Origin of the sequence: Helicobacter didelphidarum (genome assembly GCF_003364195.1) — a bacterium.
Lineage (GTDB): Bacteria > Campylobacterota > Campylobacteria > Campylobacterales > Helicobacteraceae > Helicobacter_A > Helicobacter_A didelphidarum.
Genome location: NZ_NXLQ01000017.1, coordinates 24459 through 44401, shown reverse-complemented (window position 1 = coordinate 44401; position 19943 = coordinate 24459). Strand labels below are relative to the sequence as shown.

The 19943-nt window shown below is 31.9% G+C and carries 18 protein-coding genes and 7 tRNA genes; 16 read left to right on the top strand and 9 right to left on the bottom strand.

Annotation, left to right across the window (positions count from 1 at the left end):
* Window positions 1-46 precede the first annotated feature (46 nt).
* The 9 genes from CQA53_RS07585 to surE all read left to right on the top strand — a co-directional run bounded on the left by CQA53_RS07585 (window position 47) and on the right by surE (window position 5875).
* Window positions 47-1483 (top strand): catalase, encoded by a 1437-nt coding sequence (locus CQA53_RS07585; RefSeq protein WP_115543405.1) that lies wholly within the window; start codon window positions 47-49, stop codon window positions 1481-1483.
* A 216-nt stretch (window positions 1484-1699) separates the two neighbouring features.
* Window positions 1700-2440, top strand: a complete 741-nt coding sequence (locus CQA53_RS07580) for a glycosyltransferase family 10 domain-containing protein (protein WP_115543404.1) — start codon at window positions 1700-1702, stop codon at window positions 2438-2440.
* Entirely contained in the window at window positions 2362-2904 is a 543-nt protein-coding gene (locus CQA53_RS07575) for a hypothetical protein (protein ID WP_147290012.1), read from the top strand. Before CQA53_RS07580 ends, CQA53_RS07575 begins: the two co-directional genes overlap by 79 nt.
* Window positions 2905-3107: 203 nt before the next feature.
* Complete coding sequence (locus CQA53_RS07570) at window positions 3108-3902, top strand: plasminogen-binding N-terminal domain-containing protein (RefSeq protein ID WP_115543402.1); 795 nt, start codon at window positions 3108-3110, stop codon at window positions 3900-3902.
* A gap of 430 nt (window positions 3903-4332) precedes the next feature.
* Window positions 4333-4410 (top strand) — tRNA-Pro (locus CQA53_RS07565).
* Window positions 4411-4423: 13 nt separating this feature from the next.
* Window positions 4424-4500: transfer RNA gene (locus CQA53_RS07560), tRNA-His, on the top strand.
* 101 nt (window positions 4501-4601) lie between these two features.
* Window positions 4602-4678, top strand: a tRNA-Arg gene (locus CQA53_RS07555).
* 3 nt (window positions 4679-4681) lie between these two features.
* A tRNA-Arg gene (locus CQA53_RS07550) sits at window positions 4682-4758 on the top strand.
* A 214-nt stretch (window positions 4759-4972) separates the two neighbouring features.
* Window positions 4973-5875 (top strand): 5'/3'-nucleotidase SurE, encoded by a 903-nt coding sequence (surE, locus tag CQA53_RS07545; protein WP_115543401.1) that lies wholly within the window; start codon window positions 4973-4975, stop codon window positions 5873-5875.
* Window positions 5876-5970: 95 nt separating this feature from the next.
* Here surE and CQA53_RS07540 read toward each other — a convergent pair whose 3' ends face one another.
* Entirely contained in the window at window positions 5971-7065 is a 1095-nt protein-coding gene (locus CQA53_RS07540) for a polysaccharide deacetylase family protein (RefSeq protein WP_245945774.1), read from the bottom strand.
* 200 nt (window positions 7066-7265) lie between these two features.
* Here CQA53_RS07540 and CQA53_RS07535 point away from each other — a divergent pair, with 200 nt between their 5' ends.
* Window positions 7266-8261: a methionine ABC transporter ATP-binding protein gene (locus CQA53_RS07535; RefSeq protein ID WP_115543400.1), complete on the top strand. Its 996-nt coding sequence runs from the start codon at window positions 7266-7268 to the stop codon at window positions 8259-8261.
* Between the two features lie 745 nt (window positions 8262-9006).
* On the opposite strand, the gene CQA53_RS07530 is transcribed toward CQA53_RS07535, so the two are convergent.
* The 4 genes from CQA53_RS07530 to atpE all read right to left on the bottom strand — a co-directional run bounded on the left by CQA53_RS07530 (window position 9007) and on the right by atpE (window position 9769).
* Window positions 9007-9083 (bottom strand) — tRNA-Arg (locus CQA53_RS07530).
* A 64-nt stretch (window positions 9084-9147) separates the two neighbouring features.
* Window positions 9148-9234, bottom strand: a tRNA-Leu gene (locus tag CQA53_RS07525).
* Between the two features lie 56 nt (window positions 9235-9290).
* Window positions 9291-9374 (bottom strand) — tRNA-Leu (locus CQA53_RS07520).
* 62 nt (window positions 9375-9436) lie between these two features.
* On the bottom strand, window positions 9437-9769 hold the full coding sequence (gene atpE / locus CQA53_RS07515) for an ATP synthase F0 subunit C (protein WP_115543399.1): 333 nt from the start codon (window positions 9767-9769) through the stop codon (window positions 9437-9439).
* 361 nt (window positions 9770-10130) lie between these two features.
* Between atpE and CQA53_RS07510 the strand changes: the two genes are divergently transcribed.
* The 3 genes from CQA53_RS07510 to CQA53_RS07500 are packed head-to-tail and all read left to right on the top strand — an operon-like array spanning window position 10131 to window position 12912.
* Window positions 10131-10895 (top strand): Nif3-like dinuclear metal center hexameric protein, encoded by a 765-nt coding sequence (locus CQA53_RS07510; RefSeq protein ID WP_245945772.1) that lies wholly within the window; start codon window positions 10131-10133, stop codon window positions 10893-10895.
* Entirely contained in the window at window positions 10892-11617 is a 726-nt protein-coding gene (locus CQA53_RS07505; protein ID WP_115543398.1) for a zinc ribbon domain-containing protein, read from the top strand. The genes CQA53_RS07510 and CQA53_RS07505 overlap by 4 nt, the downstream gene beginning before the upstream one ends.
* On the top strand, window positions 11614-12912 hold the full coding sequence (locus CQA53_RS07500) for a 3-deoxy-D-manno-octulosonic acid transferase (RefSeq protein ID WP_115543397.1): 1299 nt from the start codon (window positions 11614-11616) through the stop codon (window positions 12910-12912). Before CQA53_RS07505 ends, CQA53_RS07500 begins: the two co-directional genes overlap by 4 nt.
* Before the next feature lie 293 nt (window positions 12913-13205).
* Here CQA53_RS07500 and CQA53_RS07495 read toward each other — a convergent pair whose 3' ends face one another.
* The 3 genes from CQA53_RS07495 to rpsP are packed head-to-tail and all read right to left on the bottom strand — an operon-like array spanning window position 13206 to window position 14356.
* Window positions 13206-13808 carry a ribosome maturation factor RimM gene (locus tag CQA53_RS07495; protein ID WP_115543396.1) on the bottom strand — a complete coding sequence of 201 codons (603 nt, stop codon included), beginning with the start codon at window positions 13806-13808 and terminating at the stop codon, window positions 13206-13208.
* 40 nt (window positions 13809-13848) lie between these two features.
* Window positions 13849-14118, bottom strand: a complete 270-nt coding sequence (locus CQA53_RS07490) for a KH domain-containing protein (RefSeq protein WP_115543395.1) — start codon at window positions 14116-14118, stop codon at window positions 13849-13851.
* 10 nt (window positions 14119-14128) lie between these two features.
* A complete protein-coding gene (gene rpsP, locus CQA53_RS07485; RefSeq protein WP_115543394.1) occupies window positions 14129-14356 on the bottom strand; it encodes a 30S ribosomal protein S16 in 228 nt (75 codons plus the stop codon).
* A gap of 264 nt (window positions 14357-14620) precedes the next feature.
* Here rpsP and CQA53_RS07480 point away from each other — a divergent pair, with 264 nt between their 5' ends.
* Window positions 14621-16438, top strand: a complete 1818-nt coding sequence (locus tag CQA53_RS07480) for a vWA domain-containing protein (protein WP_115543393.1) — start codon at window positions 14621-14623, stop codon at window positions 16436-16438.
* 216 nt (window positions 16439-16654) lie between these two features.
* On the opposite strand, the gene CQA53_RS07475 is transcribed toward CQA53_RS07480, so the two are convergent.
* Window positions 16655-18718 carry an FUSC family protein gene (locus CQA53_RS07475; protein ID WP_245945770.1) on the bottom strand — a complete coding sequence of 688 codons (2064 nt, stop codon included), beginning with the start codon at window positions 18716-18718 and terminating at the stop codon, window positions 16655-16657.
* A gap of 242 nt (window positions 18719-18960) precedes the next feature.
* Here CQA53_RS07475 and CQA53_RS07470 point away from each other — a divergent pair, with 242 nt between their 5' ends.
* Both CQA53_RS07470 and CQA53_RS07465 read left to right on the top strand, forming a co-directional pair.
* On the top strand, window positions 18961-19272 hold the full coding sequence (locus CQA53_RS07470; protein ID WP_115543392.1) for a thioredoxin family protein: 312 nt from the start codon (window positions 18961-18963) through the stop codon (window positions 19270-19272).
* A gap of 324 nt (window positions 19273-19596) precedes the next feature.
* A complete protein-coding gene (locus CQA53_RS07465) occupies window positions 19597-19827 on the top strand; it encodes an NADH-ubiquinone oxidoreductase subunit E family protein (protein ID WP_115543391.1) in 231 nt (76 codons plus the stop codon).
* Window positions 19828-19943: the final 116 nt, after the last annotated feature.

Genomic DNA, 19943 nt, shown 5'->3' with positions numbered 1-19943 from the left:
CTAATATATAATATTATTTTATAAACTATCATATAAGGAGACAACGATGAACAAGAAATTCACAACCGCAACAGGAACGCCAATCGGTGATAATCAAAACTCAATGACTGCAGGAAAAAGAGGACCAACACTTTTGCAAGATACTTGGCTTTTAGAAAAATTAGCCCATTTTGATAGAGAGAGAATCCCAGAACGCGTCGTCCATGCAAAAGGTAGTGCAGCGTATGGCGAACTCACTATTACAAATGATATTACGCAATATTCAAAGGCTGATATTTTTAGCAAAGTGGGCAAAAAAACAAAAGCATTTTTACGATTCTCAACCGTGGCAGGTGAGCGAGGAGCAGCCGATGCAGAGCGAGATGTGCGAGGCTTTGCATTGAAGTTTTACACAAATGAAGGAAATTGGGATATTGTAGGGAATAACACACCGGTATTTTTTATAAGAGATGCGATAAAATTCCCGGATTTCATTCATACACAAAAACGCGACCCTAAGACAAATTTGCGCAATAGCACTGCGTCATGGGATTTTTGGAGCTTACACCCAGAGACTTTACACCAAGTAACGATTCTTATGAGTGATAGAGGTATTCCACGAAGTTATCGCGAAATGCACGGATTTGGTAGTCATACTTATAGCTTTATCAATGCAAAAAATGAACGATTTTGGGTGAAATTCCATTTCAAATCAATGCAAGGAATCCACAACCTTACAAATAAGGAAGCTGCTGATATTATCGCACAAGATAGAGAATCTCATCAAAGAGACTTATATGATAATATCGAAAAAGGCAACTTCCCTAAATGGAGATTCTGTGTGCAAATTATGCCAGAATCTGAAGCAAACACTTATAAAATCAATCCTTTTGACCTCACAAAAACTTGGAGTCATAAGGATTATCCATTGATTGAAGTAGGAATTTTGGAACTCAATCAAAACCCTAAGAACTATTTTGCTGAAGTAGAGCAAGCTGCGTTTAACCCTGCAAATATCGTGCCCGGTGTCGGATATAGCCCTGATAAAATGCTTCAAGGCAGACTTTTTAGCTATGGTGATACACAACGATATAGATTAGGCATTAATCATTACCAACTTCCTGTAAATGCGTCTATCGCACCTGTGAGCAATACTCATAGAGATGGTTATATGCAAATGGGAACTTTTGGTGATGCAAGAAACTATCAACCAAGTCATTTTGATGAGTATAGCGAAGATAAAAACGCTATTGAGCCACCATTGCATATACAAGAAGGTAGCGTAATGGATAGATTCAATCACAGAGATGATGACAGCGATTATTATAGTCAAGCAGGAGATTTGTATCGCTTGATGAATGCTGAACAAAAAGAAGCACTCTGCCAAAATATCAAAGAACATATGGAAGGTGTGCCAGTAGAGATTAAAAAACGACAAATCGAACATTTCAAAAAAGCTGATGCAGCTTATGGCGCGAGAGTAGCGGAGCTTTTGGGTATTTAAACAAACTATATTTATTTTATCATATGCAAGATTCCTAACAGAATCTTGCATTTTGAACCACCAGTTGAATACATATACAATCTTGCAAAATATAGCATTATTGAATCACATTCATATAAAGCTTTTCTCCAATACTCTGTTATTAAATATAAATTTTATGTATAATTAAAAAAATCCAACAAAACTGAAACTATAAGAATTATCTAAGGGAGAAGAATGCAAGAAATAAGAATGTGTATCCCAAATTGGTTTAGAAGTTGCAGCAATGAAGAAGAGTTTTATAGTAGTCATTATATAAATCTTTTAAGTAAAAAACATAAAATTATTTATGACCCTATAAACCCTCAATTTATATTTTCTGATTCTATTGCGAAAGAATGTTTAAATTATGATTGCGTAAAGATTCTATTTAGCGGTGAAAATATCCGCACCGACTATAATCTTGTCGATTATACACTCGATTATGATTATATGGATTTTGGTGATAGGCATCTGTGTGTACCATTGTTTTATCTACTTTATAACCCACTCCAATATGGAACAAACAGCATGGATTCTAAAAATCGTAATATTGATACGCAATCACTCCGGCAAAGAAATAAATTTTGTGCTATACTTGTGAGCAATGGTGGTCGTAAAAGAACATTATTTCGCAATCTTGCATTTGAAAAATTAAATGCCTATAAAAAAGTAGATTCTGGCGGAAGTTGGAACAACAATATTGGATATAAAGTTTCTGCCAAAATAACATGGCTTAGAAACTATAAATTTAATATTTGTTTTGAAAATTCAAGTTATCCAGGTTATTTAAGTGAAAAGCTTTACGAGGCTTATATATCTGGTTGTATTCCTATTTATTGGGGCGATACAAGCTTGCGTTGTCATATAGATTCTTTAGAATCTCGACCATCAAATTCTGCAACAAATATGGGGGGGGGGGGGATTCTCCACCCATAAAACAATATGCAACACACAATGCTTTTATGAAACCATCTGATGATACTATAATCCCGACACAACATATTGATACTACCATTCCAAATATTTCGCACAATCTATTTGATTATACAATAAATCCAAAGGCATTCATTAATGCACATAATTTCTCTACTTTAGATGAGTTAGTTGATGAAGTAAAAAGAATTGATAATGACCACAAAGCATACCAAGATATGTTACACGAACCTTTATTTTTAGATAATTTCGACCCATGTAAATATTATGAAAAGCAAATATTTAATTTTTTAGATTCTATACTTTCTCAAGATCCAAATGAAGCTTTTAGACGTGGTAATAGTGCAATGCTATATTTATATAATTATCGTGCTCAAAAGAGAGATAATAGTGCAAAGTTAAGAAAGAAAATAGCACATTTTCCAAGAAATATGCTAAGAAAAATAAAAGAACACTTAAAGAGTTAATTTATATATTAAATATTGCAAATTGCAATATCTTCAATGTGTTTTTAATTTTTCCCTTAAGGCTTTATTTATTAAAAGATTTCAGTTATAATGCAAATTTCTCAAATATCAATATGTTTGAATTTTTTATCAGTTTCACAAAATAGCGACTTTCATGCAATATTGATAAGAAAATTATAGAAATAATATAATTTAGGAAAAAAATGAAAAAATTTTTAGCACTATGGATTGTATTTTACATACAATATCTCTTTGGGGAAACAATACAACAGCCTAGCAATCAATTAGAGTTAATCAAAACTCTAACACAACCAGAAATCAGCCAAATTGGATCTATTCTTGGAGAAAAAGATTCTGTATCTATAACTTTTTCTCACCTTGATTTAAAGGTTGGGGAAAGCGGTATTATCACGCGAGATTTAGGAGTTTATGAGGTTATTGTCGGGAATGCTGAAATTACAAAAATAGAAGGCACACTTGCAACAGCAAAGGTTACCCCACCCAATCAACTTGTTCAACCATATTTACCAACACCAAATCTAAAACCGCAAGAAGGAGATAAAATTGTCTTTAGAAACTTTAATGATAAGGCTTTTTTAATTGCCCCAAACGAAGAGACTTATAGGGCAGTTGTGGAATATTATTCATTTATCAATTTTGTAAATTCTGACTTATTAATGGGATTTCTAAATTCTCGAGGTAAACACGATCCAACGACAAAAACACTACCACAAGCTTGCAATGAATATGGGGTTGGGTTGGTTTTTATTGTTGGCAGTGAGAGTATAGGTGTATTGAATTGTCAAAATGTTGCTATCATTCAAAAATATCACCTAACCCCCATCAATAAATCAAGCATACAAGCACCATTTTATACACGTGCAAAATTTGATGGTGGTGGGTCATTAACCTACGCATTTGCTACAAAAAAAAGCCGAGAATATTATAAATATTATGATACATTTTTGGGGGACTATAAAGAGTCAAACAAAAAATAACAATGTAGGATACTACCTAAATAAATCGATATAAAAAACTTAAAAAATCTACACATAACACCAATAAAAGATCAAATCTTCGTTCCAACAACAAAAAAAAACAATGCTTCCTTAAAAAATTAATTCCATAAACATTAGATTTTGATAATCTTTTATACAATAACATATTTTTTGAATTATTCAAAATAATAAAGAATATTCTCATAGTAAAAATTTTCAAGTTCTCTTTCTTTGGGATATTAAAAATCTTTCATATAATATTTTGTCTTGAAAGTAAAATGCTTAAAGCCTCCCACTCATTAAAAGATTCCGAATAAATAAATTTGTATAACTCATTTGAATTGTATATTTTTATTGCTTGAAAATATACTTACCCTATCTTGACTTATTTTCATTTTTTCGTTAGAATATGGGTTTTGTTATCATGTGTCGGGGCGTAGCTCAGTCTGGTTAGAGTACTTGGTTTGGGACCAAGGGGTCGAAGGTTCGAATCCTTTCGCCCCGACCATTTTATTATTTTGGTGGGTGTAGCTCAGTTGGTTAGAGCATCAGGTTGTGGCTCTGAGGGTCGTGGGTTCGAAACCCATCATCCACCCCATAGACTTATTATAAAAAATAGTTACATAAAGTCCTTTTTATTTTAAATTATTAGGGTTTTTATTAATTTATATTAAAATAATAAAGATTCTCTTAGGACATGCGTCCATAGCTCAATTGGATAGAGCACCAGACTTCGGATCTGGGGGTTAGGGGTTCGACTCCCTTTGGGCGTACCACATGCGCTCATAGCTCAGCTGGATAGAGCAACGGCCTTCTAAGCCGTAGGTCAGAGGTTCGAATCCTCTTGGGCGTACCATCTACAAATAGACAGAGAATAAAGAATACAAGCAAATCCATAACTAATATTCTCAACTTTTTAATATGATATTCTTAATTCACTCGGAATCTTACTTTATTGTATGATACTACATCATAAATTACTTTCGCCGATTTTACCAAAAATATTCAAGTTGATTTTTATTGTTTTATTGATTCTGTTCTGACGAAAATTCTTTATTAAAGGTTAATTTATGAAAACTATTCTCATAACAAATGATGATGGGTATATAAGCAAAGGATTTACACAATTGCGTGACACTCTCTCCAAATTTGCAAGGGTAATTGCAGTTGCTCCCGCTAATGAAAAATCTGCTTGTGGACATGGTTTATGTGTTTCAAAACCACTGCAACTCATCGAAATTGAAAAAGATTTCTATAAGCTTGACGATGGAACGCCAACGGATTGCATACATATTGCTATACGCGAACTTTTCAAAGAAAAAAAACCAGACTTAATTATTTCGGGTATTAACATTGGGGCAAATTTGGGTGAAGACACTACCTACTCGGGCACGGTTGCTGGAGCAATAGAGGGTGCTATTCATGGCATTGATAGTATTGCAATTTCACAATTTATTGATGATAAATATGGAGAAGATTCTAAAACAATCAATCGAGATTTTAGTCTTGCACTCGATTATGTTGAAAGTCTGACAAAAGATATTCTTAATAAGAAATATCACATTGGACATAGAAAATTCTTAAATGTTAATGTCCCTGCACTTTCCAAAGAAGAATGCAGGGGTGTAAAAATTACTCAGCTTGGTTATAGAATCTTTGACTCAAATTTAGCAAGTTTTCTTACCCCAAGAAATCACACAGTTTATTGGTTTGGTGTAAATGCACTGCAATGGAAAGAACGAGATAACACAGAAAATCCTTTTATAAAAGATAATATATTACAAGATATATATACACATGATGCAAAACAACCACAAGCAGATTCTGAAATAAATAATAAAGGAGTTGCTCTGATTTCAGATTTTGAAGCACTGAATCAAGGATATATTTCTCTTACGCCGATGCACTTAGATTTAACAAGCTATGCGGATATATTGCGGTTATATGATTATCTTGCAGACAGAGAAAAATAAAGTCTTTTTTTCCCAAAGTATGTTCAAATACAAAGCTAAATTCCTAAATATTTTTTACATACTTACAAATTTTACTGATTTTTAAGTATAAAAACTTATAATAACCCAAATTCATACCCTTGTTCAAGCCATTGTGGAATAAGCGTCTGCAATGCTTTACGTGTATCACCTTTTGGTTTGTTAAAGTGATAAATCAATATTGAACCACTCCGCACTTTTTTTGCTTGTTGTAAAATCTTATTATAAGAAAAAGTCCCCCCACCATCACCAATAATATCGAAACCACCAATTTTATATCCCATATCTTGAGCAATTGCTAAAGCAATGTCATCATAATAAGCTGTTCCTGAACGAAAAAATGTTGGCTTTTTGCCTGTAAGATTGAAAATTAATTTTTCATTATCATAAATTTCATGGAAAACTTCAGCAACAGAATCTGTTCCTTGTATTCCATAAATGCTTTTACCATTTACACTTAAAGGCTTATGTTTTGTGCCATGATTTTGAATAGAAAAGAAAGGATTATTTGCTAATTCCAAAAATTCCTCTTTATGAGATTCAATCCAATGTGCATTAATAAAAAGTGTCGCATGAATATGGCTTTCTACAAGGAAATCAATCAACTCTTTATCATAAGCACCACCACACGCATCAAGCGTAAGGTAGAGAATCTTCTTGTTTGTTTGAATTGTGTTGATTGATCCTTGGGGATTTTCTTGCCAAATTTTTGGTTGTATGTTTTGGTATTTGTTTTCTAATCCTAAAAGTAATAAGTTTTGTGATTCTGCATCAACTAGATTCTTGACTATATTTTTCTCTTGAATATCTTTAAGGGTGTTGTCTAGCAATTCTCCCCGTAAAAATTGCTCCTGTGCATTTGTTGTAGCTTCACTAGAAAGAGCTTCATCTAATAAATATAGATTCTTTTGGGATTCCCAATTCTTAGAATCTATATTTTCTATTGTGTTAGAAATATCTTTCAAATGAGGGGGATTTTGTATCTTTTTACTTTGTTCATTGATAATTTCAGAAGAATTTCGTTTTATTAAACTAGAATCTTTCGCATTGTTTTGGGTTTTTGTGGCGTATTGTCGCAAAATATCGGGATTTTTATAAAAATAATATATGCAAAATATCATAAAAATACTACAACATATAAAAGTGAGTAGTAATGCTTTAATTGGTTTCATAGAATCTTCTTTCGTTTTTAATATTACTCTACAAGACAAGATTCTACTTAAATATTCTAAAAATTGAGATATGATATTTACCAAAAGATAGCAATAAAGATGTGAATTTCGTCGTTGTATTTTATCAAAAAATGTGCTATTATTGCATTCTTTTAAGTATTTACATAAAAATACTATTTGTAAGTTAGGGTATAGAATATATGATTGAGTTAAAAAATATTACAAAAATTTACCCAAATGGATTTCAAGCCATCAAAAACCTTGATTTATATGTAGAAAAAGGTGATATTATGGGGATTATTGGTTATTCTGGTGCAGGTAAATCAACCCTTATCCGCCTTATTAATCGTTTAGAGTTACCAAGTTCTGGGAAAGTTATTGTTGATAAACAAAATATATTAGCTCTTTGTGAATCTGAACTCCAAAAGACTCGACAAAAAATTGGTATGATTTTCCAACATTTTAATCTTTTAGAATCTCGTAATGTTTTTGGTAACATTGCCTTTGCACTTGAGATTGCGAAATGGAAAAAAGATTCTATAAAAGAACGCGTAAAAGAGCTTTTGCAACTTGTTGGATTAGAAGATAAAGCAAGTTTTTATCCAAGCCAACTAAGTGGTGGGCAAAAACAAAGAGTAGCGATAGCAAGGGCATTGGCAAATAGTCCGAAGATTCTCTTATGTGATGAAGCAACAAGTGCACTTGATACAAAAACGACAAAATCAATCTTGAATCTCTTGCATGAATTACAACAAAAACTTCACCTTACAATACTTTTAATCACACATCAAATTGAGGTTGTGCGTGAAATTTGTAACAATATGTGTGTCATGAGTGCTGGAGAAATCATTGAATATGGTCGTGTTGAGGCAGTCTTTGCGTCTCCGAAACATGAGGTTACAAAGGAGCTTATTTCATATCTTCCGGCTCTTTCGTCTGAAGAGATTTTGAAACAAACACATAAACAAATATATAAAATCTCATTTATTGGACAATATATCCATGATCCTCTTATTTCTGAAATAGTAAAAAAATTTGGGGTTAGCGTAAATATTTTGGCAGGAAATATTGAAGCATTGTCGCATACTGAAATTGGGCATTTATTTATTGCATTTGATGATAATCAAGAAGCAAATATAAAAGCCATTAATTATTTGCAAGAAAAAGGTGTATTGGTAGAGAAAATAGATTCTTAGGGGTTTGTTTGAGTTTATTTGTCCCATATTCTACAACAACATTTAAGAATCTAAAAGCTCAAAATAATTATTTAAAAACCACGAATAAAAATATAATTACATTGTAACAAGTTAGAAATAGCTTGTTACAAATAATCTTTAAAGGTAGTTTCATAAAACGACTTAAAAAGATTAGGCAAAAAGTCAAACTTTGTAAGGATATAGTGAAGATTGTGTATTATGCAGTAAAAATAGTATCAATCATACTATTTCTTTTAAAGTGGCTTTAAGCCTAAAACCCCTTGAAAAAGGGGTAACCTTTAAAGACAATATATATCATATCTAAGGAGATTTAACATGATTGATTTTTGGCTTGAATTTTGTTTTTTATTGATTGTTTTGTTTCAAGCGTATTATATATTTGATTTACGCAAAAGAATAGAAAAACTTGAAAAGGATAAACAATGAGACTCGGAAAATTACTTTTCTTTGTTCTGTTTGTTTATAGGGAATAGTAAATAGCGTTGATAGCGAGATAATAATTTTTATATTTATTTTAGTGCAACATCTTCACTTACTTTATGAAAAGAGTAGTTTGGAAGACTTAATAACTATGTGATTTTTATAGCTTCTATACTTTTATTGCACCAAAAATTTTAAGTGAACATAGACATTTTATAAACTCATTTTACATGACAAAAACACTATATATAACCTATTAATAATATTTAAGTGATAATATAAAAAATAGAGTAATTCATGTTTTTGGTGTCCCAAACGGGATTTGAACCCATGACCTTAAGATTAGGAATCTTACGCTCTATCCAGCTGAGCTATCAGGACATTTCGATTTGAGGTATCTATTATGAAGTATTAATTTGAGCTTAGTTATATTGACCGAAATAAATGGTGCCGAAGGTCGGACTCGAACCGACACAAGGTTGCCCTTACTAGATTTTGAGTCTAGCGCGTCTACCAGTTTCACCACTCCGGCTACTTACCTACGAAAAAGTTGTTGTTTGTTTATTTTCTTGTATTGTATATCAAACATGGTGCGCTGAGTGAGACTTGAACTCACACGGATTGCTCCGCCACCCCCTCAAGATGGTGTGTCTACCATTCCACCACCAGCGCAAATTCTAGCCAAATTACAAGAACTTGGGCTAGAATTTATTACAATAGTTTCTTAAAAAATATTATTGTGCAATATATGGATTTACATAAATAGCAATAACTGCAAATACGAGTGTGTAAATAACTTGTGCTTCAATCAAAGCGATTGCAATAAACATTGTGGTTTGGAGTTTTGAACCTAATGCGGGATTTCTAGCTGTCCCAGAAATAGCAGCAGCAGCAGCATGCCCCATACCAATACCGCCACCAAGTGCTGCGATACCTAAGCCAACAACACCTGCAAGCACAGAAAGCGCCATAACAATATCTTCACCAAAAATACCAGTTTTACTAGATGTTGCGGCAGCAAAAGCAAAACCAATTGATGCAAAAAATACAACAAGAATCTTTTTCATAACAATTCCTCTTAACATGAAATTTATGCCTATTTCGGATATGCCCCCTACTTAAAGCATAAACAATATTATAACTTAAAATGAAATAAATTGCAAGATTATTCAAGAGAAATCAAGTTTGGTTGTCATACAAGATTTCTATCCTTAATTTAATTAAAATAATTTAAAAACTCTTAAATTATTTTTTTGATGGATTTAAGTTAATCTCCAGTCCTAAACATTTATTGAAAATCTCACATCGCAGATTTAATTATCTTGGAATTTGCAAATATATGTTACAATATCTCGCTTTACATTGATTCCATAAGGTAATCAACGCTATTAACCCTCACTATATAAGAATATTGATTTAAGGAAAAAAGTGTATACTATCAGAGAAATTTATGAGATTCTAAATACCATTAGCCCATTTGAGTTACAAGCCAAATGGGATAATAGTGGACTCAATGTCGGTTCGTTAGAATCTTGTTTTCAACATCTCTACATTGCTTTAGAGATTGATTGGCAAGTGATAGATTCTATGCAACAAGATAGCTTACTCATTACACATCATCCATTGATTTTTAAACCATTACAAAATTTTCAAATAAATTCTTATCCATGCAACCTCATCGCAGCATGTATCAAAAAAAATATTGCTGTGATTTCCATGCATACAAATTTTGATATAACACATCTTAATCAAGCATTTGCAACAAAACTAGAACTTGAAAAACTAGGCTTTGCACACACACAGACTCAAGACTTTAGCATTATTTATATGCACAAAAAACAAGAACAAACATCAATTGAATCTCTTGCTCATTCTCTTAAAAAAACTCTGAACATATCATTCTTACGATATTCTAAAGCTACAGATTTTATTAATAATATTTATCTTACTTGTGGATCAAACGCTTCTTCATATATTATTGCAAATAAAAATGACTGCATTATCACAGGAGATATAAAATATCATGATGCTATGATTGCTAATTCACTTGGAATTAACTTTATTGAAATTGGACATTTTGAAAGTGAGTGTATTTTTGCATCCCTGGTGGCAAAAATTTTGCAAAAAAATGATATTCAAGCTATAATTCTAAATTCACATAATCCATTTAAATACTTAGGAGAATCGCAATGAATGAAAACCTAAAAAAACTTATTGAAGTGAATCAACTTGACCTTGAAGTGTCAAAATATAACCCTTTAATTGAAGAAAAAAAAGCCCCAATGTATGCAAAAATGAATGAAAAAACACAAGCTGAAAAAGAAAAAATAGAATTAGAAGCAGGTATTGTATCTAAACAAGATACACTTACCAAAAGTAATGAGGAGTTTAACACTATTTCAACAGAGATTGAAAAAATTCGCGAACGATTGAAAGATAGTAAAAGTGAAAAAGAAATGAAGAATCTTAGTATGGAAGAAGATATTCTACGCGAGAAAATGACTGCCTTTAATAATGAAATTGAAAGACTCGAAAGAGAAATTGCCCATGCACAAGAAAAAATTATTACCCTTACAGAAACTATACAACAACTCAATAACGAAATCGAACAAATAGAATTAGCTTCAAGCAATGCTGTTGGTCAAATTAAGCAAGAACAAGATGAGGTTAGTGCAAAAAGACGGGCGGTTGCTCTTGAAATGGATCCTGCTCTCTTGCGACTTTATGAAAAAATTAGAAAGTGGGCAGGCAACTCAAGTGTTACCCCGATTTATAAAAATGCTTGTGCGGGTTGCTTTATAAAATTAAACAATAAAAACCTTGTTGATATTGAGAAAGGTCATGAAATTATTCACTGCCCACATTGCGGACGCATTCTTTTTGACCCAAAAGTTTTTCAAGAAATTGCACAATGATATTTATTTATTATGGGTTAATGTGTTTAGCTCATATTATATGTACACCTCTTTTACTTCTTTTAATATGCAAACAAAAATATAGACAAAGTATTCCATATCGTTTTTTCTTTCCTAAGAATTATTCAAAAAAAAAATTTGAGATATGGATTCATGCTTGTTCTTTCGGTGAAATTAGCTCACTTCAAACACTTATACAATCTATCCCTAATCAAAAAAAAATATTCTTAAGTGTCATTACCCAAACAGGCTTTGCTCAAGCACATAAACTTTATGGAAATATGTCAAATCTCACAATTTCTTATTTACCATTTGAGACTCTTTTACCATTCTTTGCACCAAAATGCGAAAAACTTTTTGTATTGGAAGCAGAATTATGGCTCATGCTTTTCGCTTACGCAAAAAGAAATCAAGCACAAGTAAAGCTTATTAATGCAAGAATTTCAACACGAAGCTTTGGGCGATATTTGAAATTAAAATTTTTTTATAATTATCTTTTTAACTTTGTTGATATTACCTTAGCACAAAGTAATGATGACAAAATGCGTTTAGAATCTTTAGGTGCACAACATATTTCCATAATGGGTAACATCAAAGCAACAAATCCTATTATGACAACCAAACATTATAAAAAACCACAACGACTTATTATAGTTGCTGCTAGCACACATGCAAATGAAGAAGAATGTATTTTAGAATCTTTCAAAACACTGCAACACTATTGGGCAAATCAAGATTCCCATACGCAATGCAACGATTCTTTTGACTTATCGGCAAACAATAAAAAATATAATTGCAACACCAATTATCTCCATAATAAGACTAAAAGTGAGCATATTGCAAAAGATTCTAATGGGGCATTATTCATCATTGTTCCTCGCCATCCTGAGAGATTTGATGAGGTATATATGCTATGTTGCAATTATTTCAAGACACTTCGTTTAAGTCACATTACAAACCAAAGTTTCATCAATTTTGATAATCTTGATTGTGAGCTGTTGTTGATTGATACAATGGGGGAACTCATCAATCTGTATGCCATAAGCGATATTGTAATCTTAGGTGGAGCTTATGCTAAAGTTGGGGGACATAATCCACTTGAAGTTGCAGCATTTCATAATATACTTTTGAGTGGAAAGGAAATTTTTAATCAACGCACGCTTTTTGAATGTATAGAAAATTATTATTTAAGCGAATGTCGTGAAATCGGCACAATTCTCAAACAATACAAGCAACTCCATATTGCAAAAATTTCTTCCACAAACAACGATATGATAAAAGAAATTCTTGCATAGATTTTATTCCATCTATTCCACAATTAAAGTATTAAACCAATATTGCCCCCCCCCCCTCACAAATGGTATTTAACACAAACAATTTGAAGAAGTTAAAATTCGCATTACTTTTTATATCATTAGCATACATTAACATTTAAAATAATTATATCAAACCTAAAAATTAAGCATTTAGTATCCTTTTCTTTTTTGCTTATCTTATTTCTTCATAACAAATAAAGCATTAATTATAAATTTTATAAAATTTATTGTATCATTAGTAATTTGATAATATGAAAGAATTTGTATAATTATCACATTCGCAAAAATCGTGCATCTCTTGTTAATATTTCTTTAGAATCTATATTTACACTAATAATATAACGATCAATATAAGGAATGAAGAAATTCTTTGCAAGAATAAAATAATGAGTATTTCCAATAGATTCAATATCTTGCACAACACCCAATACTTTACCATTTTCAACTACTTTCATACCAATAATATCAAAATAAAAAAAATCATCTTTATTAAGCTTACACAACTCACGAGTTGTTTCAATCGTGCTATAAAATGTGAGATTCCGTAATAAGTCAGAATCTTGTCTCGTAGTAAATTCTTTCCATTGGATTGTGTGGTTGTTTGCATTATAGGATTTTAATGTGATTGGAATATATTGTATATTTTGATTTGTGGTAATTGTGTGCTTGTGTACTCGAAACTTTATATGATTTTTAATAGAACTTTTGGAAAAAATGGTATCTGCAGTTTGTTTTAAAAAAATATCATTTAAGGTATTTATAGAGTCAATATAAAATGTCTCATCACGTTGCAAGATTTCTGGAAAATCTGTTAACAAGAAAACTCTTAATGCACCACATACCCCAACACTCTTCCCAAAAGTCCCGACAGCCACCATGTCGCCTTCACACATACTAGACATCAGTTATGTAAAATTAATTCTTTGTGGTGTGCGATTGTGAAGCCACAACAAGCTCATAAGAAATATTGTCCTTTGCCTTACATGCAGAAATCACATTTTTTAAGGCACTTACCATTTTACCATCTTTACCAATAACCTTACCAACATCTTCTTCTGCAACCTGAATACAGAGTATATAATCAGTTCTTTTGCCTTCACTTATTGCAACACTAACACTCTCAGGATATTTTACAATTTTCTTGATATAAACCTCAAGAAAATCTTGAACGGGAAAGTTTTTCATGTTGTAATCCCTATTTTGTCAATATGGTTACACGCTCACTCATTTTTGCACCAACACCTTTCCAATACTCCAATCTCTCCTTATTTACTTTGATTGTAGCGGGATTTGTGGTTGGATCATAAATTCCAAGAGATTCTATCCATCCCCCATCTCGTCTTTTTCTAGAATCTGTTACTACAATACGATAAAATGGTTTTTTCTTGCGACCCATTCTTGTTAGTCTTATTACTGTTGCCATTATATTCCTTAAGATAAAAAATGTAAAAAAAACTTTGCTATTCTAACATAATTTTAAGTATTTTTCATAATATTTTTAGCAAAATATAACAAAAGAAAAATTTACCCAACAGATTCCGCAATACAACAGATAAAACTTCATTTCTCTAAAATAATTATGAAAGATGATAGTATTTTTAAAGAGAATTAAATTGTATATTGTCTCAAACAAATTTATTTGTGATATACTTGCATTTTTTTGTGATAATTTAAAGGAGGAGAAATCATGAATACAATCAAGTTTTTCAAACAAACAAGCCTTTTAGTGTGCAATGTGTCCCTAGCATTTATCTTGGTTGCGTGTGGCAATACAAATAATACTGACGCGAAGACTGATACGCCAAGCACACAAGAGGTGGCGACACACGATGATATACTTGAGTTAGATGAGTCAAATATTCATGGTGTACCCGGAATAATTAAAGAGCCGTTGCACGAAAAGACTAACAATATGGATAGCAATATGCGTTCTTATGAGAAGGATAGTGCTGTGCATATGGAATATGCTAAAAAAATGAGTCGAGATAGTATGTATGCAAAGCCCAATAGCATCGTTCGCTATACACAAGCTTATACCAAAAATATAGATTCAGAGTTTGTGGCAAAAGGCGAGTTCAATACAAATTCTTTTGATAACATTGAAGAAAATATCTATAAAGATGCTGCTAGTATGCCGTTATCGACTTTTTCTAGTGATGTGGATACTGCTTCGTATGCTATGGTAAGGAAAATGCTAGATTCAGGCACAATGCCACAAAAAGATATGGTAAGAATCGAAGAACTTATCAATAATTTCACATACAAATACAAGTCTCCAAGCAAGGATAGCGAAGATGCCGTGCGTATCAATACGGCTTTTGGCACGCCATTTTGGGATACGAGCCATAGGATTCTACGCATAGGTATCAAAGCAAAAGACATTGATTATAGCAAGAGAAAGCCATCAAATCTAGTATTTTTAATCGATACTTCTGGTTCGATGGATTCGTCCGATAAGTTGCCTTTGGTGCAAAAATCATTCAATCTCTTAGTAGAAAATCTCAATGAAAACGACAAAGTCTCTATTGTTACTTATGCGGGTAATGCAGGGGTCGCACTTGAGCCTACGAATAATAAAGCAAAGATTCTAAATGCTATCAATAATCTTCATGCAAGTGGTGGCACACATGGGAGTGAGGGGATTGAGACAGCATACAAACTCGCACAAAAGCATTTCATCAAAGGCGGAAATAATCGCATAATCCTAGCCACCGATGGAGATTTCAATGTCGGCACAACAAGTCAAGGAGCTTTAGTAGATTTAATCAAGCAAAAGGCAAAAGGTGGTGTGTATCTCACTATCTTAGGGTTTGGCTATGGTAATTACAAAGATTCTACTTTAGAAAATCTCTCCAACAAGGGCAATGGAAACTACGCTTATATCGATAATATTTTGGAAGCAAAAAAATATCTCGTAGAGCAGATTGGTGCGACACTTTTTACGGTCGCAAAAGATGTCAAGATTCAAGTAGAATTTAATCCCGCAAAGGTAAAATTATATCGCTTGATAGGCTATGAGAATAGAATCTTAAACAACGAAGATTTTAATGATGACAAAAAAGATGCTGGTGAAATGGGAGCAGGGCATAATGTCACGGCACTGTATGAGATTATCCCGACAGATTCGAGTGATTTTAAAGGTAGCGTGCCTAAAATCGATGAGCTAAAATATAGCAAAAATGTTGCTAATGGCAAATACAGCGATGAATGGGCGACTATCAAAGTGCGATACAAAGAGCCTAAAAATGACAATAAAAGCGATGAAAAATCTGTGCTGATAGAGCAGGCGATTACAGATGCGGATTTCACAAAAGAACTTGATGCGGATACGAAGTTTGCGAGTGCGGTCGCTTCATTTGGTATGCTATTGAGAAATAGCGAGCATAAAGGCGATACAAGCTATCAAAAAATCCTCAAAATATTAAGCGACAAAGAAATGATTAGTGATGAGTATAGGGGAGAATTCGTGGGGCTTGTCTCAAAAGCCTCAAGGCTTAGTAAATAGCTTTGTGTGAAGTCATCGATTAAAAGCCACTACAATAGAGTGATACATATTAGAGAAACTATTTACAATTCTATTGTTAATAGTAAATAATAGAGTATTGCACAAAATATAATAATTTTATCTCAAGATTCAGAAATAACTCAAGACTCTCTCTTATTTTAATTAAAAATTATTATGAACCCCATATTATCTTGTTTATCGAACTCTATTAAATCTTTAGTTAGGGACACTAATATGTCGTTCATTTAAAAGTTTATAGAGCTGATTTTGTTCTTGGAATATTTGATGGGCGATATTGGCAAAATGTGTATCTTTTTCACTCATAAACATATTTGTAACCTCAAATCTAAAATAATGCGTCGTATTTGACATAAGATTTTCAATCATTTCAAAGCGATTTTGTAGAATCTTCAGATCATTACAATAAAGTTCTCGCGTTTTTGTATTATATTCGCTTGAAGTAAAAAGCCATATTAGCTCATTCATAGTTACAATTATAGATTCCAAAACTTTTATCATATCTGCACCATAGATAATAATTTGATTGTCTTTTTCTGCATTTTCACTTTTAGAATCTTTAAGTGTATTCTTTAATTCTTCAATATTATGAAGCAATTCTGCATGTTTAGCTTGGATACTTTGGGTATTAAGTTTGGAAGAACCATGCTGTAAAGATTCTCGCAAAAGAGCAAGAATCTCACCAAAGGATACAATTTCTTTATTAAGAATAGGTTTAAGATTATCATGTGAAAATCGTGGCCAAATACTTTTAAAAACGATAATGGCAAAAATAATACCGATACCAATATCAAGCAAACGATCGAACACATATAACAAAAAATCATCATACATAATAGAATACATCATGACAAATGCACACATCATAAACCCAGACCAAAGCCAGAATGGGAACACACGCAAATATACAACAAAGAAAATCAATATCCCAAATAATAAATAAAAAATAAAAGGTGTGGTAAATACTGAGAGAATTACTCCCATAACAATACCAATAGTTGCACTAATGAGATATTCTTTGCTGATATTTTGCATACCTCCAACAGAAGGACGCACAACGCTTACAATCCCAAGACTAATCCAAATTCCACGATTAATATTTAAAAGTGTAGCAAGAATAAGTGAAAACCCTATTGCTAAGGAATATTTCACGCTAAACCTAAAAGTTGCATTTTTATAATTCAATGCCCTAAAGACATCTTTAATATCTTTCTTTGCAGGTGGATTAAAAGCTGGGTCTCCTTTTTCTCCAACTCTACAAAAAGATTCTAATTTAGAATAAAGAATTTTAATGATATTATGTAAAGCGAGCTCTTTTGAATCGTTTGTTGCAGTAGCAATCAATAAATCAGCCTCATCTCGCCGCATTTTTGGAATCCTCCCCGCAAAAATCTTACTAAGCTCGTTAAGATTATAAACTATTTCATATTGCAAAGAAATATGCTGATAAATTTGATATTGTGGTAATACACTTACCATCAAATAAATATCTTCAATACGATAAATATAAAAAATTGCCCTTTTAATATTTTTAATCATATAGTTATCGTTATAGAGGCTTGATTTTGTATGAAGAGTTTGTTTTATGTTATGTATCATCGTAAAAGTCAATTCTTTATATCGTGCAAAATCCTCTTTTGAATCAAGATATTTTACCATATTTCTTAAATAACTTAATACTAAAGGATAATACACTTGTGTATATTTTCCATAATTTCCAGGATTATTTAAAAGTAAAAAGCCAATCACAATACCAATCATTGCACTACTAAAAACAACAAGCATGGTTTGAATAATAGGCAACACAACATTAGAATCTACATAAATTGCGGCAACAAGAGAATTAACAACCACAGGCACAAACATGCGATAGGTATCAAGTGAATAAGCTCGAGACATTCCAACAAAAAAAGTAAGACATAAAATTGGCAACCCAAGCCACCAAACATCAGAAAAACTATGACTATCTAAAGCTTTTTGAGCTAAAAATGTGAAAAATCCAACAGACAATGAAGAAGATATAGCAAAACCCAGCATATGGAGCTTCCTATCTGCTTGCTGACTAAGAGTTGCATTTAAGAAAAATACTTGCATAGGAGTCACAGTCGCCCAAACAAGAACTTCGGAACCAAAAATCATATAATGCACAAGGGCACTAAGACTAATTGCAACCATTGCTTTCAGTGCATAAAAAAAACTAAAATGACCGGGATCATAGATTTGTATATATTTTTTAATGTATTGAAAGTAAAATTCTTTCAAAATATGTCCTTATTTAAAGTTTGTTTATAAAAGTTATTCTGATTCCTAAATTAGAATCCATGCAATACCGAATAGAATCAAAAATATTTAAACTCTATCACTGAAGATTCATCAAAAATCTTGCTTTGCAATGTCTCAAGAAATTAATTTTTATCGAATTTTGTTACTATTGAAAATTAACTCTTTATTTAACAATTATTGGTAAAATAGGAGCACAAACAAATTGTTAAAAGGATTATATTATGCTAGAATTAACAAATATAAATTATTTTGATTCTATAAAAAATGGTGCAGTTGTAGTAGAAGTCGGTGCCGATTGGTGTCCAGATTGCAGAAGGATTCAGCCTATTATGGAAACGATAGAAAAAGAATATGAGGGGAAAATAGCTTTATTTAGTGTAAATTTTAGTAATGAGGAAGAACTCAAAGATACACTACATATTCAACGAATTCCCACTCTAATTTTTTATAAAGATGGTGTTGAAGTGGGAGAGAGACTTGTCGAGCCAAAAAATCCTGCGACAATACAAGACGCAGTAAAAAAGCTTTTATGACATCGGTCTTTATCCCACGTTCAATAGCTTTTTTTGGTTATTAGGTTATTAAAAAAATATTCTCCGCTTTCCAAACCAAAAGTATAACAATAGTTCAAGCTAATAAGTTTGCTTGATAGGACAAGGAGAGATTATATCCATAGAATCTTTTTCGGAGATTCTATGGTGTCTTACCTATGTGTTTTGCTTTCCCTTTGTTCTAAGAGTTCCAAAAAGTTATCAAATATGTAAAATCTTTGGAATCTTTGCCTAAATTTATCATATTCTAAGAACAATCACAATACAATTAGCATGTAGTATTAAACTTCATTGTTGAGGAGTCTCATGAAAAGATTTGATTTGCGACATTTAAAAAATGATTTTTATAATAAGCTAGGGGAGTTAATTGATAGTGAATTAACAAAAGATGAAGTTGGTATATTTTTATTTGAAAAAGGTGATCATGAGAATGTTGCAAAAAGTGCAATGTATGTGCAAGAACGCGGACATATATTAATGAATTCTTTGCAATTTAATCATGTTGATTGGACAATAATCGTAAAAAAGGTATCTTAATCTAAATCCTTGCCCACATTCTCTTTCACAAAAAATCTCAATAACTTTATAAGTTACTAAAAATAACTACCTTTTCTACAACCAGTAAAACAATCAATGTATCTCGATATACAAGA